General features: G+C 52.9%; 34 protein-coding genes and 3 tRNA genes. 24 read left to right on the forward strand and 13 right to left on the reverse strand.

Going from position 1 to position 26162, the window contains the following annotated elements; genetic code table 11:
- Positions 1 to 66 precede the first annotated feature (66 nt).
- From Q1A69_RS06715 to Q1A69_RS06750, 8 genes are all read left to right on the forward strand, one after another.
- Positions 67 to 255: a DUF3012 domain-containing protein gene (locus Q1A69_RS06715; protein WP_299582993.1), complete on the forward strand. Its 189-nt coding sequence runs from the start codon at positions 67 to 69 to the stop codon at positions 253 to 255.
- Between the two features lie 15 nt (positions 256 to 270).
- Complete coding sequence (locus Q1A69_RS06720) at positions 271 to 1698, forward strand: Wadjet anti-phage system protein JetA family protein (RefSeq protein ID WP_299582996.1); 1428 nt, start codon at positions 271 to 273, stop codon at positions 1696 to 1698.
- Positions 1691 to 2461, forward strand: coding sequence for a DUF4194 domain-containing protein (locus Q1A69_RS06725; protein ID WP_299582999.1), 771 nt, complete (start codon positions 1691 to 1693; stop codon positions 2459 to 2461). The genes Q1A69_RS06720 and Q1A69_RS06725 overlap by 8 nt, the downstream gene beginning before the upstream one ends.
- Before the next feature lie 158 nt (positions 2462 to 2619).
- A complete protein-coding gene (locus Q1A69_RS06730; protein WP_299583002.1) occupies positions 2620 to 6261 on the forward strand; it encodes an SbcC/MukB-like Walker B domain-containing protein in 3642 nt (1213 codons plus the stop codon).
- Between the two features lie 159 nt (positions 6262 to 6420).
- Positions 6421 to 6873 carry a hypothetical protein gene (locus Q1A69_RS06735; RefSeq protein ID WP_299583004.1) on the forward strand — a complete coding sequence of 151 codons (453 nt, stop codon included), beginning with the start codon at positions 6421 to 6423 and terminating at the stop codon, positions 6871 to 6873.
- Between the two features lie 140 nt (positions 6874 to 7013).
- Positions 7014 to 7487 carry a GAF domain-containing protein gene (locus Q1A69_RS06740; RefSeq protein ID WP_299583006.1) on the forward strand — a complete coding sequence of 158 codons (474 nt, stop codon included), beginning with the start codon at positions 7014 to 7016 and terminating at the stop codon, positions 7485 to 7487.
- On the forward strand, positions 7487 to 8233 hold the full coding sequence (locus tag Q1A69_RS06745; RefSeq protein WP_299583009.1) for a methyltransferase domain-containing protein: 747 nt from the start codon (positions 7487 to 7489) through the stop codon (positions 8231 to 8233). The genes Q1A69_RS06740 and Q1A69_RS06745 overlap by 1 nt, the downstream gene beginning before the upstream one ends.
- A 143-nt stretch (positions 8234 to 8376) precedes the next feature.
- Positions 8377 to 8832, forward strand: a complete 456-nt coding sequence (locus tag Q1A69_RS06750; protein ID WP_299583011.1) for a hypothetical protein — start codon at positions 8377 to 8379, stop codon at positions 8830 to 8832.
- 46 nt (positions 8833 to 8878) lie between these two features.
- Here the strand turns inward: Q1A69_RS06750 and Q1A69_RS06755 are convergent, their stop codons facing one another.
- Genes Q1A69_RS06755 through folD form a run of 3 tightly spaced genes read right to left on the reverse strand, consistent with a single transcriptional unit; the run spans position 8879 to position 11440 of the window.
- Positions 8879 to 9892, reverse strand: coding sequence for a methyltransferase (locus Q1A69_RS06755; protein WP_299583013.1), 1014 nt, complete (start codon positions 9890 to 9892; stop codon positions 8879 to 8881).
- A gap of 5 nt (positions 9893 to 9897) precedes the next feature.
- Positions 9898 to 10602 (reverse strand): 16S rRNA pseudouridine(516) synthase RsuA, encoded by a 705-nt coding sequence (gene rsuA, locus Q1A69_RS06760; RefSeq protein ID WP_299583015.1) that lies wholly within the window; start codon positions 10600 to 10602, stop codon positions 9898 to 9900.
- On the reverse strand, positions 10595 to 11440 hold the full coding sequence (folD, locus tag Q1A69_RS06765; RefSeq protein ID WP_299583018.1) for a bifunctional methylenetetrahydrofolate dehydrogenase/methenyltetrahydrofolate cyclohydrolase FolD: 846 nt from the start codon (positions 11438 to 11440) through the stop codon (positions 10595 to 10597). The genes rsuA and folD overlap by 8 nt, the downstream gene beginning before the upstream one ends.
- A 342-nt stretch (positions 11441 to 11782) precedes the next feature.
- On the opposite strand from folD, the gene Q1A69_RS06770 reads away from it, so the two are divergent.
- From Q1A69_RS06770 to Q1A69_RS06785, 4 genes are all read left to right on the forward strand, one after another.
- Positions 11783 to 11859 (forward strand) — tRNA-Pro (locus Q1A69_RS06770).
- Positions 11860 to 11877: 18 nt separating this feature from the next.
- Positions 11878 to 11954, forward strand: a tRNA-Arg gene (locus Q1A69_RS06775).
- Between the two features lie 115 nt (positions 11955 to 12069).
- Positions 12070 to 12145, forward strand: a tRNA-His gene (locus Q1A69_RS06780).
- A 150-nt stretch (positions 12146 to 12295) separates the two neighbouring features.
- The gene (locus Q1A69_RS06785; RefSeq protein WP_299583021.1) at positions 12296 to 13141 is read left to right on the forward strand and encodes a hypothetical protein; all 846 of its coding nucleotides are present in this window, start codon (positions 12296 to 12298) and stop codon (positions 13139 to 13141) included.
- A gap of 1 nt (position 13142) precedes the next feature.
- Here Q1A69_RS06785 and Q1A69_RS06790 read toward each other — a convergent pair whose 3' ends face one another.
- The 9 genes from Q1A69_RS06790 to Q1A69_RS06830 form a co-directional block, all read right to left on the reverse strand.
- Complete coding sequence (locus Q1A69_RS06790; protein WP_299583024.1) at positions 13143 to 14168, reverse strand: tyrosine-type recombinase/integrase; 1026 nt, start codon at positions 14166 to 14168, stop codon at positions 13143 to 13145.
- Entirely contained in the window at positions 14168 to 14407 is a 240-nt protein-coding gene (locus tag Q1A69_RS06795; protein ID WP_282932265.1) for a hypothetical protein, read from the reverse strand. The genes Q1A69_RS06790 and Q1A69_RS06795 overlap by 1 nt, the downstream gene beginning before the upstream one ends.
- Before the next feature lie 78 nt (positions 14408 to 14485).
- Positions 14486 to 14758 (reverse strand): hypothetical protein, encoded by a 273-nt coding sequence (locus tag Q1A69_RS06800; RefSeq protein WP_299583027.1) that lies wholly within the window; start codon positions 14756 to 14758, stop codon positions 14486 to 14488.
- A gap of 50 nt (positions 14759 to 14808) precedes the next feature.
- Positions 14809 to 15105 (reverse strand): phage antirepressor KilAC domain-containing protein, encoded by a 297-nt coding sequence (locus Q1A69_RS06805; RefSeq protein ID WP_299583030.1) that lies wholly within the window; start codon positions 15103 to 15105, stop codon positions 14809 to 14811.
- Positions 15102 to 15260: a hypothetical protein gene (locus Q1A69_RS06810; RefSeq protein ID WP_299583033.1), complete on the reverse strand. Its 159-nt coding sequence runs from the start codon at positions 15258 to 15260 to the stop codon at positions 15102 to 15104. The genes Q1A69_RS06805 and Q1A69_RS06810 overlap by 4 nt, the downstream gene beginning before the upstream one ends.
- Positions 15260 to 15568, reverse strand: coding sequence for a DUF6378 domain-containing protein (locus Q1A69_RS06815; protein ID WP_299583036.1), 309 nt, complete (start codon positions 15566 to 15568; stop codon positions 15260 to 15262). The genes Q1A69_RS06810 and Q1A69_RS06815 overlap by 1 nt, the downstream gene beginning before the upstream one ends.
- Positions 15565 to 15867, reverse strand: coding sequence for a hypothetical protein (locus Q1A69_RS06820; RefSeq protein ID WP_299583039.1), 303 nt, complete (start codon positions 15865 to 15867; stop codon positions 15565 to 15567). The genes Q1A69_RS06815 and Q1A69_RS06820 overlap by 4 nt, the downstream gene beginning before the upstream one ends.
- Positions 15864 to 16052, reverse strand: coding sequence for a hypothetical protein (locus tag Q1A69_RS06825; protein WP_299583042.1), 189 nt, complete (start codon positions 16050 to 16052; stop codon positions 15864 to 15866). Before Q1A69_RS06825 ends, Q1A69_RS06820 begins: the two co-directional genes overlap by 4 nt.
- The gene (locus tag Q1A69_RS06830) at positions 16049 to 16390 is read right to left on the reverse strand and encodes a LuxR C-terminal-related transcriptional regulator (protein WP_299583045.1); all 342 of its coding nucleotides are present in this window, start codon (positions 16388 to 16390) and stop codon (positions 16049 to 16051) included. Before Q1A69_RS06830 ends, Q1A69_RS06825 begins: the two co-directional genes overlap by 4 nt.
- A gap of 143 nt (positions 16391 to 16533) precedes the next feature.
- Here Q1A69_RS06830 and Q1A69_RS06835 point away from each other — a divergent pair, with 143 nt between their 5' ends.
- Positions 16534 to 17001 carry a hypothetical protein gene (locus Q1A69_RS06835; RefSeq protein ID WP_299583048.1) on the forward strand — a complete coding sequence of 156 codons (468 nt, stop codon included), beginning with the start codon at positions 16534 to 16536 and terminating at the stop codon, positions 16999 to 17001.
- A gap of 43 nt (positions 17002 to 17044) precedes the next feature.
- On the opposite strand, the gene Q1A69_RS06840 is transcribed toward Q1A69_RS06835, so the two are convergent.
- Entirely contained in the window at positions 17045 to 17911 is an 867-nt protein-coding gene (locus tag Q1A69_RS06840; protein WP_299583051.1) for a S24 family peptidase, read from the reverse strand.
- A gap of 514 nt (positions 17912 to 18425) precedes the next feature.
- Here Q1A69_RS06840 and Q1A69_RS06845 point away from each other — a divergent pair.
- From Q1A69_RS06845 to Q1A69_RS06895, 11 genes are all read left to right on the forward strand, one after another.
- Positions 18426 to 19145, forward strand: coding sequence for a helix-turn-helix domain-containing protein (locus Q1A69_RS06845; RefSeq protein WP_299583055.1), 720 nt, complete (start codon positions 18426 to 18428; stop codon positions 19143 to 19145).
- A gap of 323 nt (positions 19146 to 19468) precedes the next feature.
- A complete protein-coding gene (locus Q1A69_RS06850) occupies positions 19469 to 20134 on the forward strand; it encodes a hypothetical protein (protein WP_299583058.1) in 666 nt (221 codons plus the stop codon).
- Positions 20135 to 20529: 395 nt separating this feature from the next.
- Positions 20530 to 21348: a hypothetical protein gene (locus tag Q1A69_RS06855; RefSeq protein ID WP_299583061.1), complete on the forward strand. Its 819-nt coding sequence runs from the start codon at positions 20530 to 20532 to the stop codon at positions 21346 to 21348.
- A 151-nt stretch (positions 21349 to 21499) separates the two neighbouring features.
- Positions 21500 to 21877 carry a D-Ala-D-Ala carboxypeptidase family metallohydrolase gene (locus tag Q1A69_RS06860; RefSeq protein WP_299583064.1) on the forward strand — a complete coding sequence of 126 codons (378 nt, stop codon included), beginning with the start codon at positions 21500 to 21502 and terminating at the stop codon, positions 21875 to 21877.
- Positions 21877 to 22245 (forward strand): 3TM-type holin, encoded by a 369-nt coding sequence (locus Q1A69_RS06865; RefSeq protein WP_299583067.1) that lies wholly within the window; start codon positions 21877 to 21879, stop codon positions 22243 to 22245. The genes Q1A69_RS06860 and Q1A69_RS06865 overlap by 1 nt, the downstream gene beginning before the upstream one ends.
- On the forward strand, positions 22242 to 22454 hold the full coding sequence (locus tag Q1A69_RS06870; RefSeq protein ID WP_299583070.1) for a holin: 213 nt from the start codon (positions 22242 to 22244) through the stop codon (positions 22452 to 22454). Before Q1A69_RS06865 ends, Q1A69_RS06870 begins: the two co-directional genes overlap by 4 nt.
- Positions 22444 to 23163: a hypothetical protein gene (locus Q1A69_RS06875; protein ID WP_299583073.1), complete on the forward strand. Its 720-nt coding sequence runs from the start codon at positions 22444 to 22446 to the stop codon at positions 23161 to 23163. Before Q1A69_RS06870 ends, Q1A69_RS06875 begins: the two co-directional genes overlap by 11 nt.
- An 86-nt stretch (positions 23164 to 23249) precedes the next feature.
- Positions 23250 to 23771, forward strand: coding sequence for a hypothetical protein (locus tag Q1A69_RS06880; protein WP_299583076.1), 522 nt, complete (start codon positions 23250 to 23252; stop codon positions 23769 to 23771).
- Positions 23701 to 25749 (forward strand): terminase gpA endonuclease subunit, encoded by a 2049-nt coding sequence (locus Q1A69_RS06885; protein WP_299583079.1) that lies wholly within the window; start codon positions 23701 to 23703, stop codon positions 25747 to 25749. Before Q1A69_RS06880 ends, Q1A69_RS06885 begins: the two co-directional genes overlap by 71 nt.
- Positions 25750 to 25965, forward strand: a complete 216-nt coding sequence (locus tag Q1A69_RS06890; protein WP_299583082.1) for a primosomal replication protein PriB/PriC domain protein — start codon at positions 25750 to 25752, stop codon at positions 25963 to 25965.
- Positions 25965 to 26162: hypothetical protein (locus Q1A69_RS06895; RefSeq protein WP_299583085.1), on the forward strand; the 198-nt coding region annotated here is incomplete at its 3' end. The genes Q1A69_RS06890 and Q1A69_RS06895, both read left to right, overlap by 1 nt.

Genomic DNA, 26162 nt, shown 5'->3' on the forward strand with positions numbered 1-26162 from the left:
CGGGTTTGTCGCTTTGTGGCTACCGGGGAGAAAGTGCCATTCGAATTTCATTGGTAGAAGCAGACTATGAAAAAAGTACTCGTCCTGATCAGTTCCGCGGTAGCCCTTGTCGCTCTCACTGCCTGTGAGCCCAAACGCGGCTCCGATGCCTGGTGTGAGAAAATGGATAAAGTGCCCAAGGGGCAGTGGACGCTTGATGATACGGGTGATTACACCAAATATTGCGTCTTCAACCAAAAGCCAGAAGAAGAATAAGCAGGCATCCAGTCGTTGTTCTTCGTTGATCCCCATCAACACTTTTTCCGCCCGCTGACCGGTAAGTACCGCGAGCAGGTGGTGGAGTGTCTGCGTCTTTTGTATGAGCGTCTGTACACCGCCAAGGCTGACTACGGTGAGTCTTTGCTGCGCGAACAGATTCTTGAAATTTTTGCCGAGGCCCTGACCCGAGCACCGCAGCTCGATAGCGAGGAGGGTGTACAAGACCCGGAAGGGCGCTTTCGCAACCTGCGCGATCAAGCCGTTTGGGTATTAAACAGCCTGGTGGAATTCGGCTGGCTGGAAAAGCAGGTGGACAGCGCCACGCTCACGGCCACTTTCCCTTTCAGCCGTCGCGGCCGTTTGTTCACCCAGCCTCTGGTGGAAGTGAACGGCACCCGTGTGCGCACCCGCCACCGCAATACGCGCAACACCTTGAATGCCCTCGAAGCTTTTGCCAGCCGTGGAGAAGTCCACGATTTGATCGATGCCTGGGAATACTCCGAGCGTATCGTGGCAGATTTCACCGATATGATCGCCGAGCTGGAAGAGCGCAAGCGGGAAATGGTGCGCGAGGTGGAAGCCCAGCTGTTAGTGCAACAGGCTACCGACCAGTTCTTCTCCTTTATGGAGAGCCGCTTTCAGCCAGACTTGGCCATCCGCCTCTCGGCAGACAGCGTGGAAAAACACCGGGACTCCATCAACCGGGTGATTGAGCGTATTCGCCACAAAGAGGATGTGCAGAAAGCGGCGTGGGAGAAGCGCCTGCGCCAACTGCTGCCGGAACTCGTGCAGCAGGGTTCTTCCCTATTGTGGCTGATGCTCGATACCATCGAGGACCGCATGCGCCGCGCCTGCGAGGTAAAGTTGCCCGCGTTGCGCCGCGCCTTGCAGGGCTTTACCAAGCGTGCCGATATTATTATCCGCCAGCTCAGTTACCTGCACAGCCAGGCCGAGGGCGAGTTTGCCGACCTGTGCCAGCGTCTCGGCGATAGCCAGCAAAAAACACAACTTCTCGAACGGCTGGGCGAGGAGTTGGGTGGTTTCCAGCTGCGTTTGTTTGACCCCAAGCAAACGCAGCTGTGGCAGCGCAACCGCCGCCAGCCGGTGAATACCCGGGTCGAGGAAGAGTCCCCTATCGGTGAGGAGAATCGCCGTGAGATCGAGTTGCAACAGTTGCTCGATCAGGCGTTTAACTTCAATAACAGTCACTTGCGGGAGTATTTGCAGGGTGCCCTCGGTAGCGGCCGCCAGATCAATAGCCGCAACCTGCCGCTGCGGGATGCGCGAGACCTGCTCGCTATGAGCCATGTGATCGAAGCGGCGGCGGTTAACCAGAGTGGTGCCGCAGACCTGCAGGTGACCTTTACCGGTGAAATCGCCAGCAACGATTATTTCACCGAGTTTGACGAATATATTCTGGAGCTGAAAAGCAGTGATTGAAGAGGCTTTGGATGAGGCGCTGGCGCAGTGCCGCCTGAACCGCAGTGAGTTTTCCGAACTGCTAGTACGCCTATTGGATTACGGCGTGATCTGCCGGGATGAAAGCATGATTGAGACCGCGCTTTACGATCGCTTTCAGCGCTGTGAGCCGTTGGTACGCGAGTGGCTGGCGCCCTTGGGGTTGCGCTTACAGCACGATAGCCGTTTCCAGTTTATCCGCGTGTATCCGCCCGGTGCCGAAGTACCCGGCCTGCCGGATCAGGAGGAACCCCATCACGGCGGATTCCGTGCGCGGCTCGGTCAGCAGGAAGTAGCCGCGATTCTCGCCCTGCGGGTTGAGTACGACAAAGCACTGCGGGAAGGGCAGGTGGATGAAAACGGGTGCGCGGCACTCTCCCTGGAAGCCCTGGAGCTGGGGATGCGTAACCTGCTGAAAATGTCTCTGCCAGATAAGCATGCGGAGCGCAAAAACCTGCTGAAAAAATTGCGTCAGTTGCGCCTAGTGCAGTTTAGCAGTGAAGAAGTGGAAACCAGCGCGGAAGTTTGGTTGCGAGTGCGTCCGACGATTGCCCACTTTGTCAGCGAATCGGTATTACGCCAGTTGGTGGACGGTGAAACGGTATCCTTGGGCGAGAGTGATGTCGCCGACGCCGGGGTGTCTGATATACCTGAAGAGGTTGAAGTGAAAGACCCGCAGGCCTCCGAGCGGATAACACCGAACAGCGAAGACCACAGCCTGTTTGAGAGCGAAGCTTCCTCTTAAAAAAGAAAAAATTCCTGGCCACTAGCCACTAGCCACAAGTTAGTAGCCAGGAATCATCAAAAAATATTCGACCACCTGAGTTGCGCGAACGGCATCCAGGAGCCTTGGAGAGGGTTGTCGGGTTCCTGCCTGCGAAAAGACGGTGCTTTTAAAAGATTATGTTCCTGAAAAAACTGATCCTGATTAACTGGGGCAATATTCCGCAGTTGGAGTATGACTTTGGCCCTATCAACCTGTTTTCCGGTGGCAACGGTTCCGGCAAAACCACAGCGGCCGATGCCATCCAGACCTTGATGACTGCCGCCCATGATACCCTGTTTACCTTTAACCCCGGGCAGGATGAAACCACCCAGCGCGGGCGTGGCGGCAAGCAGGTGCGCACCCTGGCTTCCTATGTACTCGGCTGTGATGACGGCAGCTACGCCCGTCTGGAACCCACCGATTGTTATATTGCCGGTATTTTCCATCCCACCAGCGGTGAAGACGGCGCAGAGCCCTTTACCGCCGTGATGGGTATTCGCGCGCACCTGGACAGTAGCAGCAAACCCGCCCAGGCGCGGCAGAGTGACTTGCGCTTTTTTGTCTTCCCTGGCGAACAATTGGTGCTGGGGGATTTTGTCCGGGATTACACCGATGGCAAACACCTGTTGCCACTGGATAAATTCAATCAGGTGCTGGGCAAGCAGTTCGAAAAAATCGAACAATACGACAAGAAAAAGGCCTACCTTCGCCGACTCTACGGTGCCTTGCGTGGGCGCCGCGACGCGGTCTCTGATCGCGAGGCCATGCACGCCGCGCGCACCTTTGCCAATTTTATGGCCTACAAACCGGTCAAAAGCATCAACGATTTTGTCGCCCAGGAGGTGCTGGAAAAGCGCGATTTAGGCGATGCTATCCGCTCGGTTTCCGAGCTGATGAAAACCATTCACAGCATGGAGCAGGAAGCCCGTCAGATTGTAGAGCGGGTCAGTTCTCTGGAGGCCATTGCCCAGTCGGTGGAACTCTACCGGGAGCAGTGGCTACAGCTGCGTGTACAGGAATATTTGTGTGCACGCCAACGCCAGCGGCGGGTCCAGAAAAGCTATCTGAGCGGCAAAAACGACCAGCAGAGATTGCGCAGCGACCTGGAAAATAATGAACGGGAAGTGCGTATCGCTTCCGAGCGGGTGGAGCAGCTTAATGGCCAACTGGTAGAGCTGCAGGCCCAGCGTCTGGGGATTGATGCGCTGCGCAACAAAGACGAGTTGGAGCAGCGCATCAACAGCGCCCTGAGCCTTCTCTCCCAGCAGCACCCCCCCCTCTCAGCCGAAGAGGCGCGCTGGCACGAGAACCGTGAGGCCGCCGAAGAGTTGTTAAATCTGCTCAATTCGACTTCTGCCGAATTGGAAATCTCCGCTTTCTCCGACAAGGCCCTGGTTCAGGCGATCAAGCAGGTGGCCCGGGAAGAAGACCTGCCGGATCTGCACAAACTACTGGGTAAAGACTGGATCGACCTGGCTGCACTGGAGCCCCTGCGCGAGCGGGCTTCCAGCAGTGAAGTCCTGCAGAACCGACTCTGCGATCTACTGGAGAGCGGTGGCAAGGGTGCCGCCAGCGATGCGCCTTCCCCCAAAGAGCAAATCGCCCACCAAGCTTCCCGCTGGGAGCAAAAAGTACAACAACTGCAGAAACAGTTGCGGACCCAGGAAAGTCGCATTCAGCATTTGCAGGCTAACCGTGTTCGCTACCCCCAGGCGGTGGAAATGGCATTGACGGCCATTCGCGAGCAGTGTCCTGAGGCGGAGCCGCGCGTCCTTTGTGATTACGTGGAAGTTCTGGATGAACGCTGGCAGATGGCGATAGAGGGCTACCTGGGCGGCGCGCGTTTCTCCATTATTGTCGAGCCGGAATATGAGGCGCGGGCGATTCGTATCGTGCGCAGCCTGCCGGGGCGCAATAATCGCGCCCGCGTTATCCAGGGGGATAAAGCCCGCAAGGATGCCGAGCGTCTCGATACCCCGGCCAATTCCATTATCGAATTGATGGAATTCACCCATAAAACCGCCGAACACTATTTGCGCGCTTCCTACGGCGCGGTGATTCAAGTAGAGGATGAGCACGAGCTGCGCGGTACCCGACGCGGTCTTACCGCCGACGGAATGGCCAGTGGCAACTACAGCATGTGGCGTTGTGATATGGACGATGCCGAGCTGGTATTCGGTCAGGGCGCCCGCGCCCGCGCCCTGGCAGCGCTTCAGCGGGCCATGGAGCAACTGCTTGAGGAGGCCGCGCTGGTTAACGAGCGCCATCAACTCTACCGCCGCGTGACCAATGCGGTGCGGGGATTGGTGAATCTCAAGCTGCTCTCAATTGTAGACTCCGCGCTATCGGCCCAGCGGGAGTGGCGCAGCGCCGAGCGTGCGCTGGAAAACCTGGACCTGAAGGATTTCGAGCAGTTCGAACAGCAAGTAGATGAGCTCAAGGCCCAGCTAAAAACCCAGCAGAAGCAGCTATCGGATCTACAGCGGAAAACCGGTTCACTGGAAACGAAATTAAAGGGTAATGAAAAACTCTTATACGCCCTGTCCAGCGAGCTGGAATCCCTGGATGATGCCGCCAGTGAAAGTGAGGAGATGGTCAGGCGCATTACCGCCATCGACCCGGCTTTTGATGCTGAGCAAGTCTTAATCACGGCTGATGAACAGGTGGAGCGCGCGGCAGACAATTTTGATTTCTCTGCCGATATCGAAAGTTGGCAAGGGTTGTTGGAAAAATACAGTCGCCAGCTGGATCGCGCGGTGATGGAGTACAACGCCACCTGTGCCAGCGTCGATACCCTGGTGTTTGAGCCCGATCTCACGGGTGGTCACAAAGATGCCCTGTTCAAGTTGGTTCGCGGGCTCGGTGATCAGGTGGAGACCCTGCGTAACCGCCTGAAGAATAACCTGTTGGTAGAGCGTCACGATCAACTGCTGGGATTGAAAAAATCCTTTAACACCACTTTTGTAACGCACTTGTGCCACGCTATTTACCAGTCCATTAACGATGGTAAACGCGTGTTGGATGACCTCAACAAAGAGTTGGAACATCATCGTTTTGGCGCCGACCGCGAGCGTTTCCGCTTTGATTACCAGTGGGTAGCGGAATTTAAGGAATACTGGAATTTCTTTAAGGCGGTGATCGAACTGCCGAATCTGGGTGAAGAGCAGAGTCTGTTCGATACGGACCTGGCCCCTAAGCACCGCAAGGTGCGCGATCGCCTGCTCAATATGTTGTTGAGTGAGGATGAACAGGTGGCGCGGCGCGAGCTGGATCGCATCAGTGATTACCGCAACTACCGCAGTTACGAGATCTATAAAGAACCGGAAGGCAAGGAGCCTATCGCCCTCAGCCAGTATGGCACTGGCTCCGGTGGCCAGTTGGAAACCCCGGCCTATATTATTCGCTCTGCCGCAGTCACTTCGGCCTTTCGCTTTGGCGAAAGCGGCAGCCATTTGCAGATGGTGCTGGTGGATGAGGCCTTCTCCAAAATGGATGAGTCCCGCTCCAAGGAGGTGATTCGCTACCTTACGGAAACCCTGGGATTACAGCTGCTGTTCATTATGCCCAGTAGCAAGTCTGGGCCCTTTATGGACCTGATCTCAAACCAGTTTGTGTTCAGCAAGTGCCCGAGCGCCAAGCCTATCGGCCAACTGAATACCAGGGTGTATGTGGATCGCAAGGTGTGCAACCAAGAGCGCATCGCCGAACTCTGGGCCAATCACCGCCGTACCATTCGCCAACAGGCGTCGTTGGACTTTATGGATTTGGTCGAGAGCTAGAGCGCTCGGCGGCTCGGCGTCTTTATTGGATTCTAGGGTGGAGGGGTGGTTGACCCTTCGCCTTTGAACTTGTTTTTTATGCGCAATCTCTCGGAAGACACACAAAAATTGCTGTAAAAATGCCCTTTAAAATAACAAGGGAAGTTTCTGGAGATTCCTATGCGTCAGTTTTCCATTTTGGTCATTTTTGTTTTGGCCTTTGGCGGCGCCGCTGTTTTATACGAGAAGGAAAGTCGTAAAGTAAAAGGCGTGCTGACCCAAATTACCGAATTGCAGGCACAGATGGGCGACCTGCAGGCGGAGGTCAATCGGTTGAACAGTGAGCTTGAGTCCGTGAAGCTTGCCGAGCGTCGCCGGCCCAACCTGGGTGCGATTGCCAAGCGTATTCGCCGTGAGGCCGCTGCACCTATGCCACCCAAGCCCGTGGTGGAAGCGCGTTTTGAGAAAAAGCGCGGGGCCTTGATTGCTTCCGATGTCACTACAGCCCGACCCGCAATTCAATCCGGTGGGAATAAGGGTTCGGAAGAGAGTGATTGGGCGCGCCCAACGATCGATGCGGACGCCTACCAGAGGGAGTCCTCGGAGGAGGAAGTGCTGGACCCCTATCAGTAATTTGCACCCTGCTATTGATTCCAGATCGAAACCCCGCAAAATACCGGTCTCTTGGCGCATCCCGCGCCGGGTATTTCGCGGGTTTGCTGTGTGCAGCGAACACCGTCCACAGCCACTGATTTTGAGGGGCGATCCGGCCAATGTCTTTAAATCCATTTTATTCATCGCTCAATAGCCAGCTCGAGGGCCTTTTGTCGACTGAGAGTGACTGGCTGGCCAATACTGCCAACGCCAGCGCCCTGCTGTTTATGGAGTTGGAAGATATTAACTGGGCGGGATTCTATTTCCTGCACGGCGATGAATTGCGCCTTGGGCCCTTCCAGGGCAAACCGGCGTGTACCCGTATTCCTGTCGGTGCTGGTGTTTGCGGCACCGCAGTTTCCACTGGCGAATCGCAGCTGGTCGAGGATGTGCATGAATTCCCCGGCCATATTGCCTGTGATGCGGTTTCCGCTTCCGAGGTAGTGGTTCCCCTCTACAATGCCAGCGGAGAGTGTCTGGGTGTGTTGGATATCGATAGCCCAAGCGTCGCCCGCTTTACCGAAGAGGACAAAGTGGGCTTGCAGGCCTTTGCCCAGGTATTGCTGAAGTCCTCTGAGCTGCCGCAAAGTTAATGGCGCTGCTTTGGCAGAGGCAGGTCGGTGACACCTGTTATCAGGTCCGCAATCATGGCGCCAGTGTGCGCCTGTACAGCAATGGGGTTTTCCACTCCCAATGGAATCCCCGCGACCCTCTAAAAGGCTCACTGTGGGAGCTGCTTCTGCTGCCGGCCTTTTTCCTTCCCGAAAACCGCCTGAACTCCGTGTTGGTGCTCGGTGTGGGAGGGGGGGCTTTGATCCGCCTGCTACAGACATTCACTTCTGTCAAACGTATCGTCGGCGTGGACCTGGACCCGGTACATCTCGATGTTGCGCGTCGTTTCTTTGCTGTGCGCAATACTGAGCTGGTGTGTGCCGATGCCAGAGAGTATGTGGCCGAGCAGCTCAACGACCCGTCCAGAGGCACTTTCGACCTGATCATCGATGATTTGTTTGGGCACGGTCAGGGAGTGGCGCAGCGAGCGATACCTGCGGATAAAGCATGGTGTTCTTCATTGATGCGCCTATTGCATCGGGATGGGATATTGGTGAGCAACTTTGGCGACCGCCAGGAATTGCAGAGTAGCGCCTGGCGCCACAAGGCGATGCGCGGTCGACTGCGTGGCGCCTGGATGGCGCATATGCCCCAATATGAGAATCATATTCTGGCGGTGAGCAGAAAGCCGTTATCCATGGCGGATTTAAGTGCTCGGGCCCCGGCAAAAATTAATCCGCGCAGCCCTACTTGTCGCCTTTATTCACATATAAAACTTTTGCGTTGAAATTTGCGCGCTAAAGAGGGTTCCACGCAAGGAAAGGTAGTGGTATTTGTGCCACTGTCGTCGCATTGATGATATTGAGTGGCGCCCTTTGTCACAAGCTGCCTATACTGGAACAAGTGACTTACTTTTTCTGGGGCCGGTTGATGCGGTACAAAACTGTTGAGGAAGTGATTCAGGAAGGAAGGGACTTTCACGCCAAATTGTCACTGCAGTATGAGGAATACGAGCAGCTTGCCACCAACAAGCGGGTCGAGCTGCTGCTGGATCAGCTTCGACGACGGGAAGACTCCATGAAGCACTCGCTGGAGAATTTTCACGCCGATCTGCCTCCAGGCGCCTTACATACTTGGGTGCAATTTGCCCCGGAGGGGCGGGAGAAGGAGTTCCTGCAACGCCTGCGCAGCATTGATATCGATAATCTGGACGATATTGCCAAACTGGCTATGGATATTGAGATCTACCTGGCCGATCAATATCGGGACCTGGCCCAGGGCGCGGAGACTCCCTCAGCCCGCGAAGCTTTTGAGCGCTTGCGGCAACTGGAGGAACTTGAGGAGCACACCCTCTCTATGAACCTGTTTAATTTACGCGATTATTAGCCCAACCTTCAGGCGGCTGCTCAGCCTCTGCCCATTTACCTGCGCCCTAAGGGCGCAGGCGGTATACGCAAAAGCCCCTTTCTTTATTGACGAGCTGCACCTCGGAGTAGTATCGGGGTCCCTTCTTTGCCAAAGGAATGAACTCATTCACGACAAAAAGTGCCATACCGGTACTCTTTAGTATTCGCGCGCTGTGTTGTAGGAATCGGTCGGTCAGGTCGCCTTCCACCTGGAAGCCCTGGTGGAAGGGAGGGTTGCACAGCACCAAGTCAGCCGCGCCGCTCTCCAGCTCATCACCGGCATCAGAGGGAAGTACCACGCCGGGTATACCGAGAGTGTGGAAATTCTTCCTGCAGGCCAGTAGTGCGGCGGCATTGTTGTCCGTGGCGGCAAAGTGGAAATTACCCAAAGGTGCTAATTGGGCGCTGAGATAACCGTAACCACAGCCGAGGTCCACTACATGAGCGCCGTCTTCGGGTAACTCGGTGGTGAACTGTTGAGCGAGCAGGGCGCTGCCCTTATCGATCTTGTTCCAACCGAACAGGCCGGGCTTGCTGAAGAGGTTACCCAGCTCAGGCAGGCTGCGCAGATGCGGGTAATCTGCTTCACCGGTGGGCTCTATGGCACGGGGGTGGGCCACACGGTTAGTGCTGACATATTCATTGCCATGCTTTTGGAGCTGCTTGGTACCACTGAGGTGTTCCGCAGCCTTTACCGCATAACTTTTGATGCCACTCTGCTTTTCCCCCAGTAGCACCAGTTCCCCGCCCTCGCCAAGAAAGCGAGGAGCCTGATCGATGACGTGATGAACCACCGCTTTCTCCTTGGAGACCGAGTAGATAATGCGACGGTATTTACGGTCTAGCTCTTCCAGGTGGAAGTCACTAAAGAAGCTGCGGGAAACTTTTCCCTGGGCGAGCTCGGCGATATCCCAGCGGTTGGTGAGCAGGTCACCATCGAACTGAAAGCCTGGCTGTAACAGGACTCGGCTATTTTCATCGGCGATCCACAGGGTTTCCCTGGGGATCTGGAGGAGTGCCTGGTGGAGAAGCGAAGACATGCTATTTACTGTACCGAAGCGATTTCTTCAGGGGTTAAGAGGCGATATTCACCCTCCGGGAGTGTGTCGTCCAGGAAGATATCGCCGATTTTTTCCCGGTGCAGTTCGAGCACCTGATTGCCCAGGGCGGCAAACATGCGTTTGACCTGGTGGTAGCGGCCCTCACCGATGGTAATGCGCACCTCGTTGGCAAAGAGAATTTCCAGCTTGGCGGGCTTGGTTCTCTTCTTCTCATTGTTAAGCCAGATGCCTTTGGCAAACTTTGCCACCGCATCTTCCTCAATCTTCTCGGCCAGCAGAGCGTAGTAGGTCTTCTCACAGTGATGGTTTGGTGAGGTCACTTTATGTGACCACTGGCCATCATCGGTGAGGAGTACCAGTCCGGTGGTGTCGATATCCAGGCGGCCGGCAATATGCAGCTTGGACTTATTGGGTTCATCGATCAGATCCAGTACCGTGGGATGCTCGCCGTCTTTGGTGGCGCTTACATAGCCTAAAGGTTTGTTGAGCATAATATAGCGTGGCCCGGGCTCATGCAGGGGTTCATCATCCAGGCAGAGGACATCGCTGGCCTGTATTTTTGTAGAAGCGCTAGAGACTACTTCGCCATTAACCGTAATGCGCCCCGCCCAGGCGGCGCGCTTTACATCGGATCGGGAGAGGTCGGTGACCTGGCTTACCGCTTTGTCCAGACGAATCAAGTTAGCCAATTTTACGCTCACCGGAATCGACAGACTGATAGATAAGGGTGTTGATGGTCATGGGGCCTACACCGCCGGGCACTGGAGTGTAAGCGGCAGCGCGCTCGGATAGCGGACCCAGTTCGATATCGCCCACGCCGCCGGGGTGGTAACCAGCATCTACGACCACAGCGCCATCTTTGATCCACTCAGCTTTAATAAACTCAGGTTTACCTACAGCGCCTACCACGATATCCGCACGGCGGATATGTTCGGCCAAGTCCTGGGTGCGGGAATGGCAGATGGTTACGGTGGCATTAGCGTTCAGGAGCATGGCCGCCATTGGCTTACCCAGAATAGGGCTGCGGCCCACAACTACGGCGTGTTTGCCTTCCAGCGCAATATCGTAGGCCTCCAGCAGGCGCATAATGCCTTTAGGGGTCGCGCAGCCGTAGGCTTCTTCACCCATTGCCATACGGCCAAAGCCGAGGCAGGTTACACCATCCACATCCTTTTCCAGGCTGATGGCGTCAAAACAGGCGCGCTCATCGATCTGTGCCGGCACCGGGTGCTGCAGCAGAATACCGTGAACATTGGGATTGCTGTTCAGCTCATCGATTTTGGCGAGCAGCTGCTCTGTGGTGGTGGAGGAGGGGAGTTCTACTTGTAGGGAGTCCATGCCGACACGGCGGCAGGCGTTGCCTTTCATCTTTACGTAAGTGGCGGAGGCAGGGTCATCACCAACCAGAATGGTCGCCAGTATGGGCGTTTGGCCACCACTCTTCTCCTTTAGTATGGCTACCCGAGCCGAGAGTTCCTCTTCTGTTTTCTTTGCCAGGGCCTTGCCGTCCAGAACCAGTGCAGACATAGATACTATCTCTAACAATAAAAAATCGAGTACTAATAGACCGGAATCTGCTTCAGCGCCTATCTTATATAAAAGGGCGGAAGCGGGCGGCTTTTGTGTAGCTGCTTACTATTTATCCGGTCGGATTCGCGAAGTGCGCCATTTTCGCACAGGTTGGGAATAATTTCGCCACTTCGGGGCCTTGAGAGGCAAAAGGATAAACTTCTTAAAAAATAATAGCTTAGAAGCGTTGACACAGGCCTGGGGGATCAGTACTATGCGCGCACTTCGTCACTGACGCGATCTAAACAGCCACCCCTGCGGCGGTAAGCAAGATTGAAAAAGTGCGAATAATTGGAAAAACGGGGCATAGCGCAGTCTGGTAGCGCGCCTGCTTTGGGAGCAGGATGTCGGGGGTTCGAATCCCTCTGCCCCGACCAATTCACCGGGTTTACCTTGCGCCCGTAGCTCAGCTGGATAGAGCATCCGCCTTCTAAGCGGATGGTCGCAGGTTCGAGTCCTGCCGGGCGTGCCATCTTCGCAAGATGGTGCTGGTTTGGCAAAAAGGACTTAGTCTGAAGCCAGATTGGCTGCAAGAGATAACCGGTACTCAGTACTGCCACAAGGTGCTGAAGTATATTGCTACTATGGTGGCCGTAGCTCAGTCGGTAGAGCACAGGATTGTGGCTCCTGAGGTCGCGGGTTCGATCCCCGTCGGCCACCCCATATTTATCCTTGTTTATCAAGGGCTTAAAACCTCGCTTAGTGCGGGGTTTTTTCGTTTTGGGTCCCCGTGTGGTAATTTGGTGTGGTAATTTTGGCCTCAATTTATGTTGAGGTTTTCTCTTCTCGCTATTCGAAAAAAAGGAATTAGGTATGAGTGAGATGGCTATGTTTGGTCCGATGAGAGAGCTTCTGGATAAAATCGAAGGCAACGAAGAGCTACAGAGAGAATTTGCTGCCAAGAGAGAGAAGTTTGCTGATGGTTCTGGCTTGGATGCCGCATTAAGTGAGTTTGAAATCTGGGGGGTAGAGTTACGCCTTATGATTGACCGAATAGATCAGACATTTCTAGATTTCCCAAATAAAGAGGCAGTACGACAGTCAAATCCAAATTTATTTGATGAGATGTTTTTTGAGGCTAGAAAGAAAAAAGAAGCTCACTTAACCCTGCTCCCATTTGTCACGCAGTACATAGGTTTTTATGAGGGGCTTCGAAGTAATCAGGTAACCCAGCAGCAGTTAGAAATTTCTAACCGTGCTACTCAAGCTGCTGAGTCTGGCGTTGAGGTTGCCAGGGAGGGGGTAAAGGTTGCTGCTGGGAGCACAAAAGCAGCCCAAAAAAGTGCTACTGCGGCAGAGGCTAGCGCTGAAATTGCACGTTCAGGTGCAGTACATACTAGAAGAGGAGTTTGGGTTGCTGCTGGCTCGGCTGTTGTAGCTGCTCTAGCTCTTTGTTGGCAGATCTACTCTCAAAATAAAGATGTTTCTGTAAATCTAAATTCCCCTGTGGTCTTACAACCAGCCACTCTCTCTGATGAATCAATAAGCAGCCTGACTCACGCAATTGCAGTTGAGTTATCTAAAGCGAAAGGTGAACAGGTCACTTTATCGCCTGAATCAATTGAAGGCTTGAGAGCTGTGTTGAGACTTGAGCTTGAAAGAGGTGCTCGTATTGAAGTTGTAGAAACCAAAGAGGATGTTGAGCAAAAGGCAAACTAAATTATTTGCCTTTCTTTGGGTGCTTTCGGTCTAGGCTGACAACTTTATCCGCTGTTCGATTGTATCGTTCTGCCATCGAGCGGGTTTTATGTCCGGTAAATTTCTGCACATCACCGTCAAAATCACTGGCGGCTTTAATTTTCAAATCGTGAAACCGAAACCGCTCCTTAATAACTCCCGCTTCAAGCGCAGCTCGCTGCTCTCTTAGCCAGGTGGCATTAAAGCCCATGCGGGTGAAGGGGCGCCCGATACGGCTGCGAATAATATGAGCTGTTTGAATTTGTGCATCAACATTGCTTGCGAGTGCGCGATCCACAGCTTCCCTTAGTGCTGGGCTCCAGAGCTTTATCTGTGCTTTTCCGGTCTTGTTTTGAATAATAAGTAGACCATCTTCTTTCATATCTGCACGCGTGAGGGCCAATACATCCTGCTGCCGGGCTGCACACAGATAACTGATCTCCATGGCACATTGATGCATAATGTGGCCACGCTCTCCAAGCCATTCCCAAAAGGCTTCATACTCCCAGTCTTCCAAATAGCGACCGCCAGCTTTTTCCTTGAGTGCTTTAACTACTACTGTAGGATCTTCGATTTTTACAAACCCTCTTGCCTTACCCCATTTCATCACAATGCCTAGAAAAGTTTTTTCTCGGTTTGCTGCGGTAGGGTGTTCTGCCCCACGGGCATCCAAAAACATCTGTACCAGTGGTGAAGTGATTGAATTAGGTGTCATCTCTCCAAACACTGTCAATATACGTTGGCTGTAGCGGTAGTAGTCTTTTTGAGTTTGTGGCTTGGTGTACTGAGGTGATGCGAAGTACAGCTCAATTAGGTCTTTAAGAGTGAATTCTTTCTCGACTAGGCCCGCAAGGTAGCGTTCATATGCCGTCCAAACTTCTGCTTTGCTGGCATCCTGTTTAGCTAAGTGCTTAGTTGGGTAGCCCCTTCGGTTTACTCGAAAGCCATTCTTGTAGCGCTCAACATGCGGTGGCATCCATGCGTTTTCTGGGTTGCGCCTTCTGCCCATTAGCTTGCTGCTCCAAGGTTAAAGCCTGGGGGTAGGTTAACACCGGCTAAGTCGGGTTTTGAGGTCCCTCGGGCCAGAATGGCTTGATTGACCATTTCCCAGGTGAGTGCAGGGGATCGGTCCTTTTTCAGCACATAGGGAATCCGGTTGGCATCGAGAATACGCTTTTGCTCCTCGGCATTTTCGGCGCCAGCACCGGTTAGGCGGGCTATCTCATGCTTGGTTAGCAGGTTACCCATCGCACATCCCTCGCGTTGTTGTCTTCTACCTAAAAAGCCCGCATTGGGCGGGCTGAGGAGGCTATTTTTAATTTGGGCTTAGGCGTACTGCGGCTCCACTTTGCGCTTTGGTTCTGAGTGGCAGCAGTCTTCGGATTTGTCCTCAATGATCTTTTTATCGGCTATGCGATAAATTTTTGCCGTATCGGTTTTCTTGTCGACGATTTGCGCCCACTGTGTGAACGGGTCATTTTTGGCGATGCGCTGCACTTCTTTGAAGGCTTCCTTTTCAGTAGGGTAGGAGCGCTTAAAATCTTTGATACCACCCATAAGCAAGTTGTAGGTGCCGGTGAGTAGTGCGTATCTTTCCATGGAGTTCTCCAATTTTTTAAAATTGGGCCCCGTACCGGCAGCCCTAACGGTTACCGCTGACTGATGTACCGGGGTGCGATTTGTTTTTCGATTAAATCGCGAATCCAGACCATACCTTTTGCTGTTACCTTGGCGGTGATGTACTGCACTTTCACGGGACCGCGTAGATACTCGGCGGCTTCGGCTACTAGTAGTTGTTGTGAAGCGGCATGCTTAGTTGGTGTATTGCGCATTGGTTCGCGGCTGTGCAAAAGGTCGTTATCTCTCAGTAGTTTCAGTAGGTTATTCCTGCCCATTTCGAGCGTTCGGCTTGCCTGGGTGACGGTGAAGATTTTTTCCTTTTTCACGCGACCTCCTGGTTTTTTTGTTGTGGGGCTTGGCCTTGGGTGGCTGCGGAGAGTGTGGCGATTTCTTTGCGCATACTCGCAATTTCAATGCTTTGCAGCTTCACCTTGACCGGCAGCGCTTCGTACAGCTCTAAGATTCGGCTAAATTCACTCATCAGGCGGCCCTAGCTTTTGCGGCGGCCTCGCCGGCCAGGCCAAAATAGGCGGCGCCGTCTTCGTAGTGGTCCGCCACAAATGCGCCACAGCTTGCGCGGGATTGTTTGAGCAGCACCATAAACATCCAGCCCTGTTCCTCGGTGAGATAGGTTCCGTAAAGCGCGTTAAATGCGTTTACGGTTTTGGCCATAGAGCGCTCACCCTCTTCGCTGTCGCGTTGCTCGGCACGGTCGCGCATATGCTGGGCGCCTTTTTCCAGGAAGGCGGGGGCGCTGTAGTCCGTTGGTGAGAGTGTTTCTGTATTCACGCCGCTTCCTTCCTTTGGGTTTCCAGGTGGCTCCAGTCACGCCAAAGGGCGTGGAATTTTTTATCGCCATTTGCAATCACGCTTTGTGGTGCTCTGCCGTGGTAACGCAGATCCATCACATTGATTGCGTGCTGGTAGTTGTCGCCATCGAGCAGGGAGAGGTTTTCAACGGGAACTGTAAAATCCCTGCTATTCCAAGCAGAAAGCAAAACCTGAGCGGCAATTTCACTGGCGCCGGTGTGGCGGTTGGCCTCGGTGAGTAGGGTTTCCACACTTTGGGTTGGGCTGAAGGGATTCATGCGGCATCACCTTCAAAAGGTGGCCAATCGTTGTGATGTGTTGGCCGTACATCAGTGGGTTTTGGTTGCACGAAACGAACATGGCGGCTGTGGTGGCCAGCATTGGTGATATCGATGCGGCGTTTGAGCTGGTCGATATTGTTTTTTCCCATAGCCGTTGAGTGTACAAACACGGTGGTGTTCATACGATGCCCTCCCGGTTGTTGCGGATGCGGATAGTTCGAACAGTGGGGCGACGTTGGATGCGGGTGCGCAGTTGATCCTGTGCATCGGCACCAATGCCGCTAATGATCGAGGCGATTAAGGCGAGCTGAATTAACCCATGTTTAACCGCTTTGGCCACCGCGTCTGTGCTGTTACGGGCGTGCAGCTTGTAAAAACACTCCGCCAACAGGTTGGTGACATTGGCCACAGAGCACTGCATGGCTTCGGCGGTCTCGCGGTTGGAGAGGCCGCGGGCACGGTGTGTGAGTGCTTCGGCCTGGCGTGGTGCGAGTGTTCTTAGGTGGCTGTACGTGTCCATTTGGGGGTCTTGTCCTTGCTGATCCCTCAAATATAGGTTTACCTTTTTGTCAGTCAATAGGTATGCCTATATATTTTTAATATGAGGTTGAAATTGAATTAACTATTGATATTCTCTGGGGACACTTATCACGGAGGATAAGAATGAAAAAACTAAGACATGCCGTAGTGGGCCTTCTGCTGGTGGTGGTTGGCTTGGGAGGTTGTACTGCAACGAATGAAGCGCCGGTGATCATTAGTGAGTACTTTGCGCTAGAGCACTTATCGAGTAAGCAAGAGGTATTGAGTAAGGCGAAGCAAGCATTGTTGCGGGATGGATTTCAGATTTTGTCGACCGATCTAGAGGCGGGTTATATCTCTACATCCTTAAAACACTGGAAGCTAACGCCGGAGCAGGCCAATTGCGGTGCAACCCGGGGCGAAGATTATTTAGAGGATAATCACACCAAGACAGAAGTCGCGTTTAACGTGGTTGTGGATGATAAGATTGTGATTGTTCGCTCAAATATTCAGGGTGAATATTTGCCGGGTGAGCCAGCGCAAGATCTCACTTTACACTGCGTTTCTCGTGGTGTGATTGAAGTTGAGATGGTAAAAAAAATCTTGCTGTGATTCTTGTTGTTCTAAAAGGCCCGCGCCTGTGGGCTTTTGTGCCCTACTCAGGGCTATAGGAGCCAATGATAACGCCGCAAAACGATATGTCTTTGCCGGTGACATCCATCGGGGAGTAGGTCGGATTGATTGGGCGTAAATAGATATGGCCCATATCCTCAGCATAGGTTTTGAAGGTGGCTTCGCCATTGAGTTTGGCGATAACGCGGCAGCCATTGGTTAGGGTCCTATCCGGATCAACAAATATAATGGTGCCTTCGGGATAGGATTTTTGTCCAGGATAAGGACTGGTCATGCTGTCGCCATTAACGCGCAAAGCGTAAGTACGGTCTGAATGATTGGCGGGGCAGGGTATCCAGTCTTCTGCATCACCTGGCTCGAACAAGTCGACGGACTCACAAAACTCTCCCGCTTGAACCCAGCTAATCAGTGGCACCCGGCCCTGTATACGAGGGCCTGGGCTTACGTTGCTGCTGAAGGCGCCCGCTTGTTCGGCCGATTTATCGTGATCTAGTGCTCCTATAGGAAGTTCCAATCCATCTTCGATCGCTCTGGCTACTCTACTATTGATGGCACGATTTTCAGCAAAAATTAAGCGTAGCTGGCTTTCAAGTTTCGGGAGTTTATGGATTAGCTCCTCCATTCCAAATTCATTAAATAGTGGAGTTAAATTTTTGCGCCGAATCTCCTCTATTGAGGCATTGCGCATCAAGCCATTGCCAGTGGCCAGCCAGTTAGGGTTAACGCCAAGAAATAAGGCTATTTGAGTAACGTAGCGAGTGCCATAGGACCTTCCATTCTCAAGTTCAGAATAAGAGGGTTGGGTAATGCCCACAGCCTCTGCGACCTGCTTCTGTGTTTTGCCGGCAGCTTTTCGGGCCTCTTTGAGCCTGTCCTTCAATTCGGTCACTTGTGAATTCCATAGCGTACTTTGGTAGGCAGTATGTTATAGGTCTACCTATACCATGAAAAACTGGAATACCAGTTGACTGAGTATAGGCATACCGATATTCTCGAGGCGTGGATAAATTAGATCGAGTTGAAAAGGTCGCCCGAAAGCTTATAGAGCACTTCGGGGGGCAAAAGGCTACAGCTAGGGCGCTATGTGTGAGTCAGCCCAGTCAGTAACTTACTGCATGGAAAGCATGGTGCATCTGCTGAACTGGCTTTGTGTGCAGAGTTTGTAGCAGATGGAGTAGTGAGAGCTGTTGATCTTTGCCCGAAGCTGGCACAGCTTTTTTGCGATGTGGATCAGCAAAAGATGTTGGAAGTCCAGCAGGCAAGCTAACCAAGCACGAATTTTTTGGCGAAACCTGAAGAACATTCATTTTTAAATCCCTCTGTTGTGACTTGGTGATTCTGCATCTTTTGGGGCAGGGCAGTCATCAAGTGCGCTATATGGAAATTTATACAGGAGGTACGTGGTGAGCTTTGAAACCGCGGCATGGGCTATTAAACGCAGGACCAGAACACCAACAGCAAAGCTGGTTTTAATCGCGTTGGCTGATTGCCATAACAGTGACACTGGGCAGTGTGATCCGGGTAATGCCTATTTGGCCGACGTTGCGCAATGCACGAAGCGTTCGGTGATTAATGCCATCGAAGAGTTGGAAGAACTGGGGTACCTCAGTGCCGAAAAATCCAACGGGCGCAGAACCAATTATGACCTCTTTTTACACGTAAACCGGTGCAATGAGTTCACCGGTGAAAAATCTTCACCGGTGAAAATAAAACACGAACCGGTGAAATCTGTGCACCCAACCGGTGAAAATGACAACACGTCCTTCTCTATAGAACCAGTAAGAACCAATAAGAAACCAGTAGAGAGAGGCACAGTTCCAAATCGCGCCAACCCCAAACGCGGTACTCGCTTGCCTGGAAACTGGGTTCTCACGGACAAATTCCGCACCGAAGCCCAACGCCTCCGCCCAGACCTGAACCTCAGAATCCACGACATTGCCGAAAGCTTCCGCGATTACTGGATATCCCAACCCGGCCAGCGGGGCGTGAAGCTTGATTGGCTGGCCACTTGGCGCAACTGGTTCAAACGCGAGAGGTATCTCGCCCACCAGTCCCAAGCCGCAGGGCAGCAGCGAACACGGGACCGGCCTATCGGTGAGATCCTGACAGACACCAGCTGGTAAACACGAAACATCAAGGAGAGTTGACCATGTGCATAGTTACCATCCCGGAAGCAATCAACCGGATTTCAACAACCAATCCCAGTAGCCCCCTAGCCGTATTCCGCACCAAGTCTGCCCACCTCGTGGAGGTGGTGTTCGCGAATACGGTGATTACTCAGTTTTGGATAAACCAAGGCCATATAAATTACCTGGGTACGTTCCACCGAGATAACCGGCATGCGGCGGAAAGGCGGTTTGAGGATTATTTCGAGAGTATGCCAAAGGCAGCTTGATGGGGTGTTCTGCTGGTTTCTGGTTGCCAGATGATGTATTGGGGGCGTGAAATGAGATTCGTATCTGCTAGACAAGCTTGGCACGATGCCTTTGATGGCTCTGCAGCGGCATTTGATTATGAGGCTATGGGCAATAGGAGCACGATTACCTCAAAGGCTCGGCGAGGGCGGAAGTTAATTATTCGGGGTGATGTGCAGGGAGAGGCTAATCAGGTGATTTGCTGCATTGATGCGCCTCGGGTGAAAGGTGTTGAAACGAATGTGGGCAAGGGTAGCGGTAGCCGGGTGATGGATTCCTGCGAGAAGGGAATTATTCAAAGCGTGGTTGCCAAGCTGAGACAAAGTGACCCACTGGCTTACTGCTGGGGCATGGCTGCCTATGCACCACCGGCAAAAAGATTTAAAGAGCGGGCGGCGCTATTGCAGTACTTGATGTCTGAATTCGATAAGTGGGAGGAACCGCACCCGAGGGAGAAGGTTGGCCAGTTAGCGCTATTTTGTATTACGGCGAGTGCGTTGCGAGATGTGAATGGGCGACCAATAGATCTAGGCCATGCGCGGACAATTTTAGGATGTGACAAAAAGCGTTGGGATGGGGAGTGGGTGAAGATTTGGAAACGATTGCAGCGGCGTTTGGACCCTTTACCCGCAAGAGCTTTAGGACCGGTGTCTCATGTTGTGCAGGAGTACAGAGGGCGGCTGAACGCCGCTTGTTGACAGCTTTGTCCTGAGTGGGTATAAGTTCCCTAGCATGCTGTTTTTCTGCCCTGCAAAATTAAACCGGTCACTGGGCCGGTTTTTTTATCTTTACAAGTTAATAAGTTTTACTTCTATAGATAAACTTCTGCAGATCTTAATCCTACTTTATATTTTTCTTGAATAGCTATTTCGCAAAGTGTGATCAGGTGCTGGATTTTTATGCGTGCTATTTGTGTTAGATCCGGTGGGTGCGGAAGACTCTGCTCGTGAAATTTTGAGCTTCTTTACTTGGTAAGATCGTGCTGGAAAAAGATGTTAAATTAAATGCGGTACAATTTACTTGGTTTAAAGTGTGTTATAAGCTTCACTTTCTCTTCGAGTAGTTAATTTAATATAATTTTTAGTGAATTTATATGTTTTTTAGAAATACCGTCAAAACAGTAGCTGTTTCTGTGGCCTTGTTAGCCTTCGGTGCGCAGGCGAAAACATTCAAATATGAATTGCAAGATCTGAATTCATCAAACATGGATATACAGTACCCAGGCCTAGATTTTAGCGGAGTGAGCTCCGCAACTTTGACTATTGATCACGCAGACCAATCGGCCCCTCCTGTAGTCACTTCGCTAGAAATTAACTTTCCCTCAACATCTAATCTATTTGTGAAAAATTTCAAGTCATCTGATGAGACTTTCCGAGCATCCGTTGATGATGCCTGGGTGTATCGTAAGCTTAATGTTGAAATGAATGGATTAAATTATTTTGATCCAAATGGGAAATTTGTCGACATAATGGCCTTTGTTTCTGAAGCTGATAGCTTTATTGGAAAGACGCAGCTTGGAAAGGGTCCGATGCTATTTCATGTTTCCGGGCGATTGGTTGATGTAACTCCAAGCAAAGTTGTTGATGTCGAATGGCTCACGGTGAATGATAATCGACTCAAGTTATCTCTTAGGGACAACGTAACTTCTGCTCCAGATTCTGACTTTGGTGGGAAGGCATTTGTTATTGATTCTCTGTGGTTTGGGGAAGGGGAAGAAACTTTGTATCTTGAGGCTCCCTTTGGCGATGAAGCAAAGTTTATTCAGCCATATAAGCTAGCTGTTTCAAAAATCTCTGGGCCTATTGGGGATGAGTACTTCATCAAGATTCTGGCAAAAGACGAGAACGGTAATGAATTTGAAACAGTAGAGCTTCCTCTGCAAGATCTGCTTAGTAACGCTTACGATAATTGATCAAACCTGTCATATCCTTAGATAGGATTTGAGGATTGAAATGGCGTGATTGATTTCACTTAGTTAGTTACGCACCGTTGCACTAAAACTACGATTATTTCTCAATACCCTTAACCCGCCTCGTGCGGGTTTTTTTATTTCTGGTGCACCCATGTTCAATAACGACTACTTCACGGAAGCGGAGTTGTCTTGCCCTTGTTGTGACAAAAATCATTTCAATGATGAAACGCTCAGGCGCTTAATTCAGGTTCGCCGGCGTTATGGCAATCCAATGTTTATTAATTCCGGTTACCGCTGCCCATCTCATAACGCCCGATTAAATGCCACCATGACCCATACCACCGGGCAGGCGGTTGATGTTTCCGTGGCTGTGAGCGGGGCACACAAGCTTATGAAAATTGCCTTAGCGGAGGGCTTCACCGGTATAGGGGTGAAACAGAAAGGGCCGATCAGAAGACGGTTCCTTCACTTGGATGATCTTGACTCAATTCCTGGCGAACGTGTGCGCCCTACTGTGTGGAGCTACTAATGATTTCCGCTATCTCGAATCTGCTCGGCAAGGTCATAGATAAGGCATTCCCGGATAAGACAGAGGCTAACCGGCTCAAGGCGCAGGTTAGCGCACAGTTGATTGCGATGGACTTGGAGGAACTAAAGGCAGCTACTCAGATAATCACTTCAGAGGCTTCGGGGGAATCGTGGCTACAGAGAAACTGGCGGCCGGTAACAATGCTCACGTTCGTGGGGCTGATCGTCTTTCATTGGTTGGGGTGGACAGCGCCAAACCTCAGTGAGAATCAGACCCTCGCTCTACTGGAGATCGTAAAGATCGGTCTCGGTGGCTATGTCGTGGGGCGCAGCGCTGAAAAAGCGATGAAGGCTTGGAAGCAGTCATGACACTTCAGGATGCCCTGAGAGAAATAGCGGATAAGGCTGGCTATATGACTGCCATTGGTGCTGGAACTTTCGCGGGTTGGCTTGCAAACAACTGGCTTGGACTTGCTGGTGTACTGATCGCTGCGGTTGGTTTGGTGGTGAATTGGTATTACAACCACAAGCGCTTGAAGCTGCAAGAACAGCAGCAAGGCGGGGACGATGGACGTTAGTGTAAAGCTGGATACCTCAAAGTTTGATCGAGCATCTGCTGAATTAAAAAAGCAATTACCTTATGCCAGCTCGGTTGCTCTGAATACGGTGGCGTTTCGTATACGGGGAGAAGAGCGCTCAGCGATGGGGCGCATCTTTGTAAATCCAGCGAAGCTGACACTGAACTCTGTACTGGTGAAGAAAGCCACTAAGCGCTCAGGTATCGCGAAGATCTTTATCCGTGATCAGGCAACCAACGGCACGGCGCCGAGTAAGTATTTGGCGCCGTCGGTTATCGATGTGAAGCGCAATGATAAGCGCTTTGAGCGTGCCCTTCGGCACATGGGCGTCCTGCCTGCTGGCATGTACGTGGTGCATGGCAGGGCGGCGAGATTAAACCGGCATGGGAATATCTCGGTCGGGACCTATAAAAAAATCCTGGCTGAATTACGGGGTAACCCTGGCTCTACAAGTGGGGCAGGTAGTGCGCAGAGTAAGAAGGGTAAATATTTCGTTGGCAAAGTGAACGGTGTCTTAGGGGTATGGAAAAGGGCAGGCGGCAAACGCCGGCCAACGGTGAAACCCATTCTGATATTCCTCAAAGGAAAGCCCGATTACCGCAAGCGTTTCCCCTTTGTTCGTATTGCCGAAGGCATAGCGCGGCGTCACCTGCCGATTGAATTGGATAAAGCCATGGATCGTGCCATTGCGACCGCAAAGAGACGTTGAACGGGTCCTCCTGAGGGGGCCAGCACACGGGTAATTCGAACCCCGCTTTTTTAACAGCTATCTGAAATTTCCTAGGGGGTTATACCTTGGCTGGTGATATCTCTCTTGATGATCAGGCCACTCAGTCTGGCTTTGCCCGATTGATCGGCGCTTCGCAGCCGGCAATTGCCAAGCATGTGCAGGCGGGCGTGCTTACCCAGGGGGCCAGTTTTAAGGTCTGGTTACAAGAATACTGCGAGCGGCTGCGTACTGAGGCGGCGGGCCGCCTGGCGAATGATGCCCGCAACCGCCGCGATATGGCCCAAGCCCTGGAATCCGAAGCCAATGCGCAACTGAAAATGCGCGAGCTGTATCGGCAAGACCAATTAATTCTGGATATTGAGTCCGTACGCAAGGCGATGGTGGAGTGGTCCACCATTGGCAAGAATGAATTTTTAGGCGCGGTGGAAAGCATCGTTATTGCTATCGAGAGCCAGCATGCCATTACCATCGACCGCGAACCCCTACAGCCAAACATTGACGCTGCCCTCAGAGCTATTGGCGGTTACGAAATCGAATCTCTCGCGCCTGGTGCAGGAGGTGCGCCAGACCTGGATACCGCAGCCTAAAATCCCGCTGATCGAGTGGCTGCCCGACAATATCAAACTGCCATCGGAAGATAGCGATAACGCGGGCTATTACCGCAACGATTATGTGCCCTATTTCTGGGGCGTCATGCACGCGCTGGATAGCCCGATATCCTGGATGGTGGTGATGCAGAAGGCGGCACAAATTGGTTGGACGGTTCTGCTGGCCACCGATATCTGTAAGGTCGCCGCCACCGATCCGGCCCGTATCCTGATGCTATTCCCCAAGGATGAAAAAGGCCGGCTCTTCATGGATGAAAAGCTGGTGCCGATTATCGAAGGCTCACCAGCCGTGAGCCGGGTGATCGATGTCACCACCAGCCGCAAAGGGGGCAGTCGCTCGACGCGCAAGAAATTCCCCGGCGGTGAGGTGCGCACCATTGGCTCCAACTCCATCTCCAATGTGAAATCCACCACGGCCCGCCGGGGCTATGTGGAAGAGCCGGACGATACCAACAAAGACGTCGGCGATCAGGGCGATTCCATTCGCCACCTGCGCGAACGTCTCAAGCGTATGCGCAATAAGAAATTAATTATCGGCGGCACCCCAGCGGTGGCCGATCTTTCCCAGGTGGAGCACTACACCAAACTCGGCACCATGCGCGTGCTGCCGGTGACCTGTCACGACTGCGGCGAGTCCCATGTGTTGGATTGGGAAAACGTCAGCTGGCTGGAAAAAGAGGGCGGCACCCCACACCCGATATTCGGACTGCACCAACCGGAAAGCGCGGTGTATAGCTGCCCGGAATGCGGCAGCGCCTGGGATGACTACCGCCGCCAGGCCAATATCCTGCAGACCTGTAAAACCGCGCGGGAGAAGGGCGACGACTTTGCCGGCTGGGAAAAAACCCAATGCGGCGAAGACTTTGAGCCCGATGAAATCGAACCGATAGAAACCTTTATGGAGCTCTCGGAGCTCTATGTGTGTATTCCCGGCACCGGCCTTGCCGATGTAGTGCGGGATTTTCTTGAGGCCGAACACGAAGCCAAAAGCGGCGATGAATCCGCCCGCATCGTCTTCCAGAACAACAAGCTGGGCCGGCCCTATCAATACGCCGCCAGCCGCCTGCTGGACCATGAAGCACTACAGAAAGCCGCCGAGGACTACCCGGAACTCGTTTGCCCGGCCGCTGGCCTGCTGGTAACGGTCGGCATTGACGTACAGCACGACCGCCTTGCGATATCGATACGCGCTTTCGGGCGCAATGAAGAAAGCTGGCAACTGTTCTGGGGCGAGATCGACGGCGATACCGCCGACAAGCGCGACGACTGCTGGGCGGCTCTGGATAAGTTGGTCTTCCAAAGCTTCGAGCACGAGCGCTTCGGCGAAATCCGCGCAGCGGCAGTGAGTATCGACTCTGGGGATGGTGGCACCAGCAACGCGGTCTATCACTGGGTGCGAACCCGCGATAAAAAACATCGCGGCGTGCTGGTGATGGCCATCAAAGGCGACAGCAACGACTTCGGCACCAAGGAAATTTTTAACCAGCCCCGGCAGGTGGATTTTAATAATCCCAAGCGTCGCACCAAGGCCGACCGCTTTCAAGTAAAGGTGTATATGGTTGGCACCCACAAAGCCAAAGACCTGATCGCCAAGCGTTTGCTGGGCACCAGTGCCTATATGCACAGCTGTAAGCATGTGCGGCAGGATTACTGGGAGCAGGTCACCGCCGAAGTCAAAGCCCCCAGCAAGAAAAACAAAGGCCGGGAAACCTGGCAGCCGCGCCCCGGCCGGCCCAACGAGGGCACCGATACCGAGGTCTACGCCCTACACGCCGCCCATGCCATGGGCATGCACAAATACAACGAGAAAAAATGGTCCACCGTCGAATCGCGCCTGGGCCAGCGCACGTTATTTAGCGAACCCAACCCATCACCCGAACAGCCTAAACAGGCCAAGCCAACCGCGAAAAAACCACGGCGGCCATCACAGCCCGCCGGCTCCCTACTGGATAGTTAAATGTCGAAAACCGCACAGGAAATGGTCGACCTCTATATCGAGGCCGAGATCGACGTGCTCGCCGGAAAAACCACGGTGATTAATGGCCGCCAATTTACCGCCGAGAACCTGCAGGAAATCCGTGCAGGCCGTCAGGAGTGGGAACGCCGCGCAACTGCAGAACAAGTACAGGCCGCCGGCAAACGCCGTGGCCCCGCCTACGCGAATTTTTACTGATGAATACACTGGATTCTATTATCGGGTTTATCTCTCCCGAGGCCGGCCTGCGCCGAGTGCAAGCGCGCCGCGCTTTAAAAGTCGTTGCCGCCTATGAAGCCGCCCGTCCCAGCCGCCTACGAAAAAACCCCGCAGATAATCGCAGCGGCGATCTGGTGGCCGATGGGGATGTAGAAACCCTGCGTGGCCAGGCGCGG

It is taken from the genome of uncultured Microbulbifer sp. (genome assembly GCF_947498635.1).
Classification (GTDB): Bacteria; Pseudomonadota; Gammaproteobacteria; order Pseudomonadales; family Cellvibrionaceae; genus Microbulbifer; species Microbulbifer echini.

What these genes read in the sequence shown, in the direction of transcription:
- Q1A69_RS06715 (WP_299582993.1), top strand. Translation starts at nt 67, where the DNA reads ATGAAAAAAGTACTCGTCCTGATCAGTTCCGCGGTAGCCCTTGTCGCT.
- Q1A69_RS06730 (WP_299583002.1), top strand. Translation starts at nt 2,620, where the DNA reads ATGTTCCTGAAAAAACTGATCCTGATTAACTGGGGCAATATTCCGCAG.
- Q1A69_RS06735 (WP_299583004.1), top strand. Translation starts at nt 6,421, where the DNA reads ATGCGTCAGTTTTCCATTTTGGTCATTTTTGTTTTGGCCTTTGGCGGC.
- Q1A69_RS06740 (WP_299583006.1), top strand. Translation starts at nt 7,014, where the DNA reads ATGTCTTTAAATCCATTTTATTCATCGCTCAATAGCCAGCTCGAGGGC.
- Q1A69_RS06745 (WP_299583009.1), top strand. Translation starts at nt 7,487, where the DNA reads ATGGCGCTGCTTTGGCAGAGGCAGGTCGGTGACACCTGTTATCAGGTC.
- Q1A69_RS06750 (WP_299583011.1), top strand. Translation starts at nt 8,377, where the DNA reads ATGCGGTACAAAACTGTTGAGGAAGTGATTCAGGAAGGAAGGGACTTT.
- Q1A69_RS06755 (WP_299583013.1), bottom strand. Translation starts at nt 9,892, where the DNA reads ATGTCTTCGCTTCTCCACCAGGCACTCCTCCAGATCCCCAGGGAAACC.
- folD (WP_299583018.1), bottom strand. Translation starts at nt 11,440, where the DNA reads ATGTCTGCACTGGTTCTGGACGGCAAGGCCCTGGCAAAGAAAACAGAA.
- Q1A69_RS06785 (WP_299583021.1), top strand. Translation starts at nt 12,296, where the DNA reads ATGAGTGAGATGGCTATGTTTGGTCCGATGAGAGAGCTTCTGGATAAA.
- Q1A69_RS06790 (WP_299583024.1), bottom strand. Translation starts at nt 14,168, where the DNA reads ATGGGCAGAAGGCGCAACCCAGAAAACGCATGGATGCCACCGCATGTT.
- Q1A69_RS06795 (WP_282932265.1), bottom strand. Translation starts at nt 14,407, where the DNA reads ATGGGTAACCTGCTAACCAAGCATGAGATAGCCCGCCTAACCGGTGCT.
- Q1A69_RS06800 (WP_299583027.1), bottom strand. Translation starts at nt 14,758, where the DNA reads ATGGAAAGATACGCACTACTCACCGGCACCTACAACTTGCTTATGGGT.
- Q1A69_RS06810 (WP_299583033.1), bottom strand. Translation starts at nt 15,260, where the DNA reads ATGAGTGAATTTAGCCGAATCTTAGAGCTGTACGAAGCGCTGCCGGTC.
- Q1A69_RS06820 (WP_299583039.1), bottom strand. Translation starts at nt 15,867, where the DNA reads ATGAATCCCTTCAGCCCAACCCAAAGTGTGGAAACCCTACTCACCGAG.
- Q1A69_RS06825 (WP_299583042.1), bottom strand. Translation starts at nt 16,052, where the DNA reads ATGAACACCACCGTGTTTGTACACTCAACGGCTATGGGAAAAAACAAT.
- Q1A69_RS06830 (WP_299583045.1), bottom strand. Translation starts at nt 16,390, where the DNA reads ATGGACACGTACAGCCACCTAAGAACACTCGCACCACGCCAGGCCGAA.
- Q1A69_RS06835 (WP_299583048.1), top strand. Translation starts at nt 16,534, where the DNA reads ATGAAAAAACTAAGACATGCCGTAGTGGGCCTTCTGCTGGTGGTGGTT.
- Q1A69_RS06850 (WP_299583058.1), top strand. Translation starts at nt 19,469, where the DNA reads ATGAGATTCGTATCTGCTAGACAAGCTTGGCACGATGCCTTTGATGGC.
- Q1A69_RS06855 (WP_299583061.1), top strand. Translation starts at nt 20,530, where the DNA reads ATGTTTTTTAGAAATACCGTCAAAACAGTAGCTGTTTCTGTGGCCTTG.
- Q1A69_RS06860 (WP_299583064.1), top strand. Translation starts at nt 21,500, where the DNA reads ATGTTCAATAACGACTACTTCACGGAAGCGGAGTTGTCTTGCCCTTGT.
- Q1A69_RS06865 (WP_299583067.1), top strand. Translation starts at nt 21,877, where the DNA reads ATGATTTCCGCTATCTCGAATCTGCTCGGCAAGGTCATAGATAAGGCA.
- Q1A69_RS06870 (WP_299583070.1), top strand. Translation starts at nt 22,242, where the DNA reads ATGACACTTCAGGATGCCCTGAGAGAAATAGCGGATAAGGCTGGCTAT.
- Q1A69_RS06875 (WP_299583073.1), top strand. Translation starts at nt 22,444, where the DNA reads ATGGACGTTAGTGTAAAGCTGGATACCTCAAAGTTTGATCGAGCATCT.
- Q1A69_RS06890 (WP_299583082.1), top strand. Translation starts at nt 25,750, where the DNA reads ATGTCGAAAACCGCACAGGAAATGGTCGACCTCTATATCGAGGCCGAG.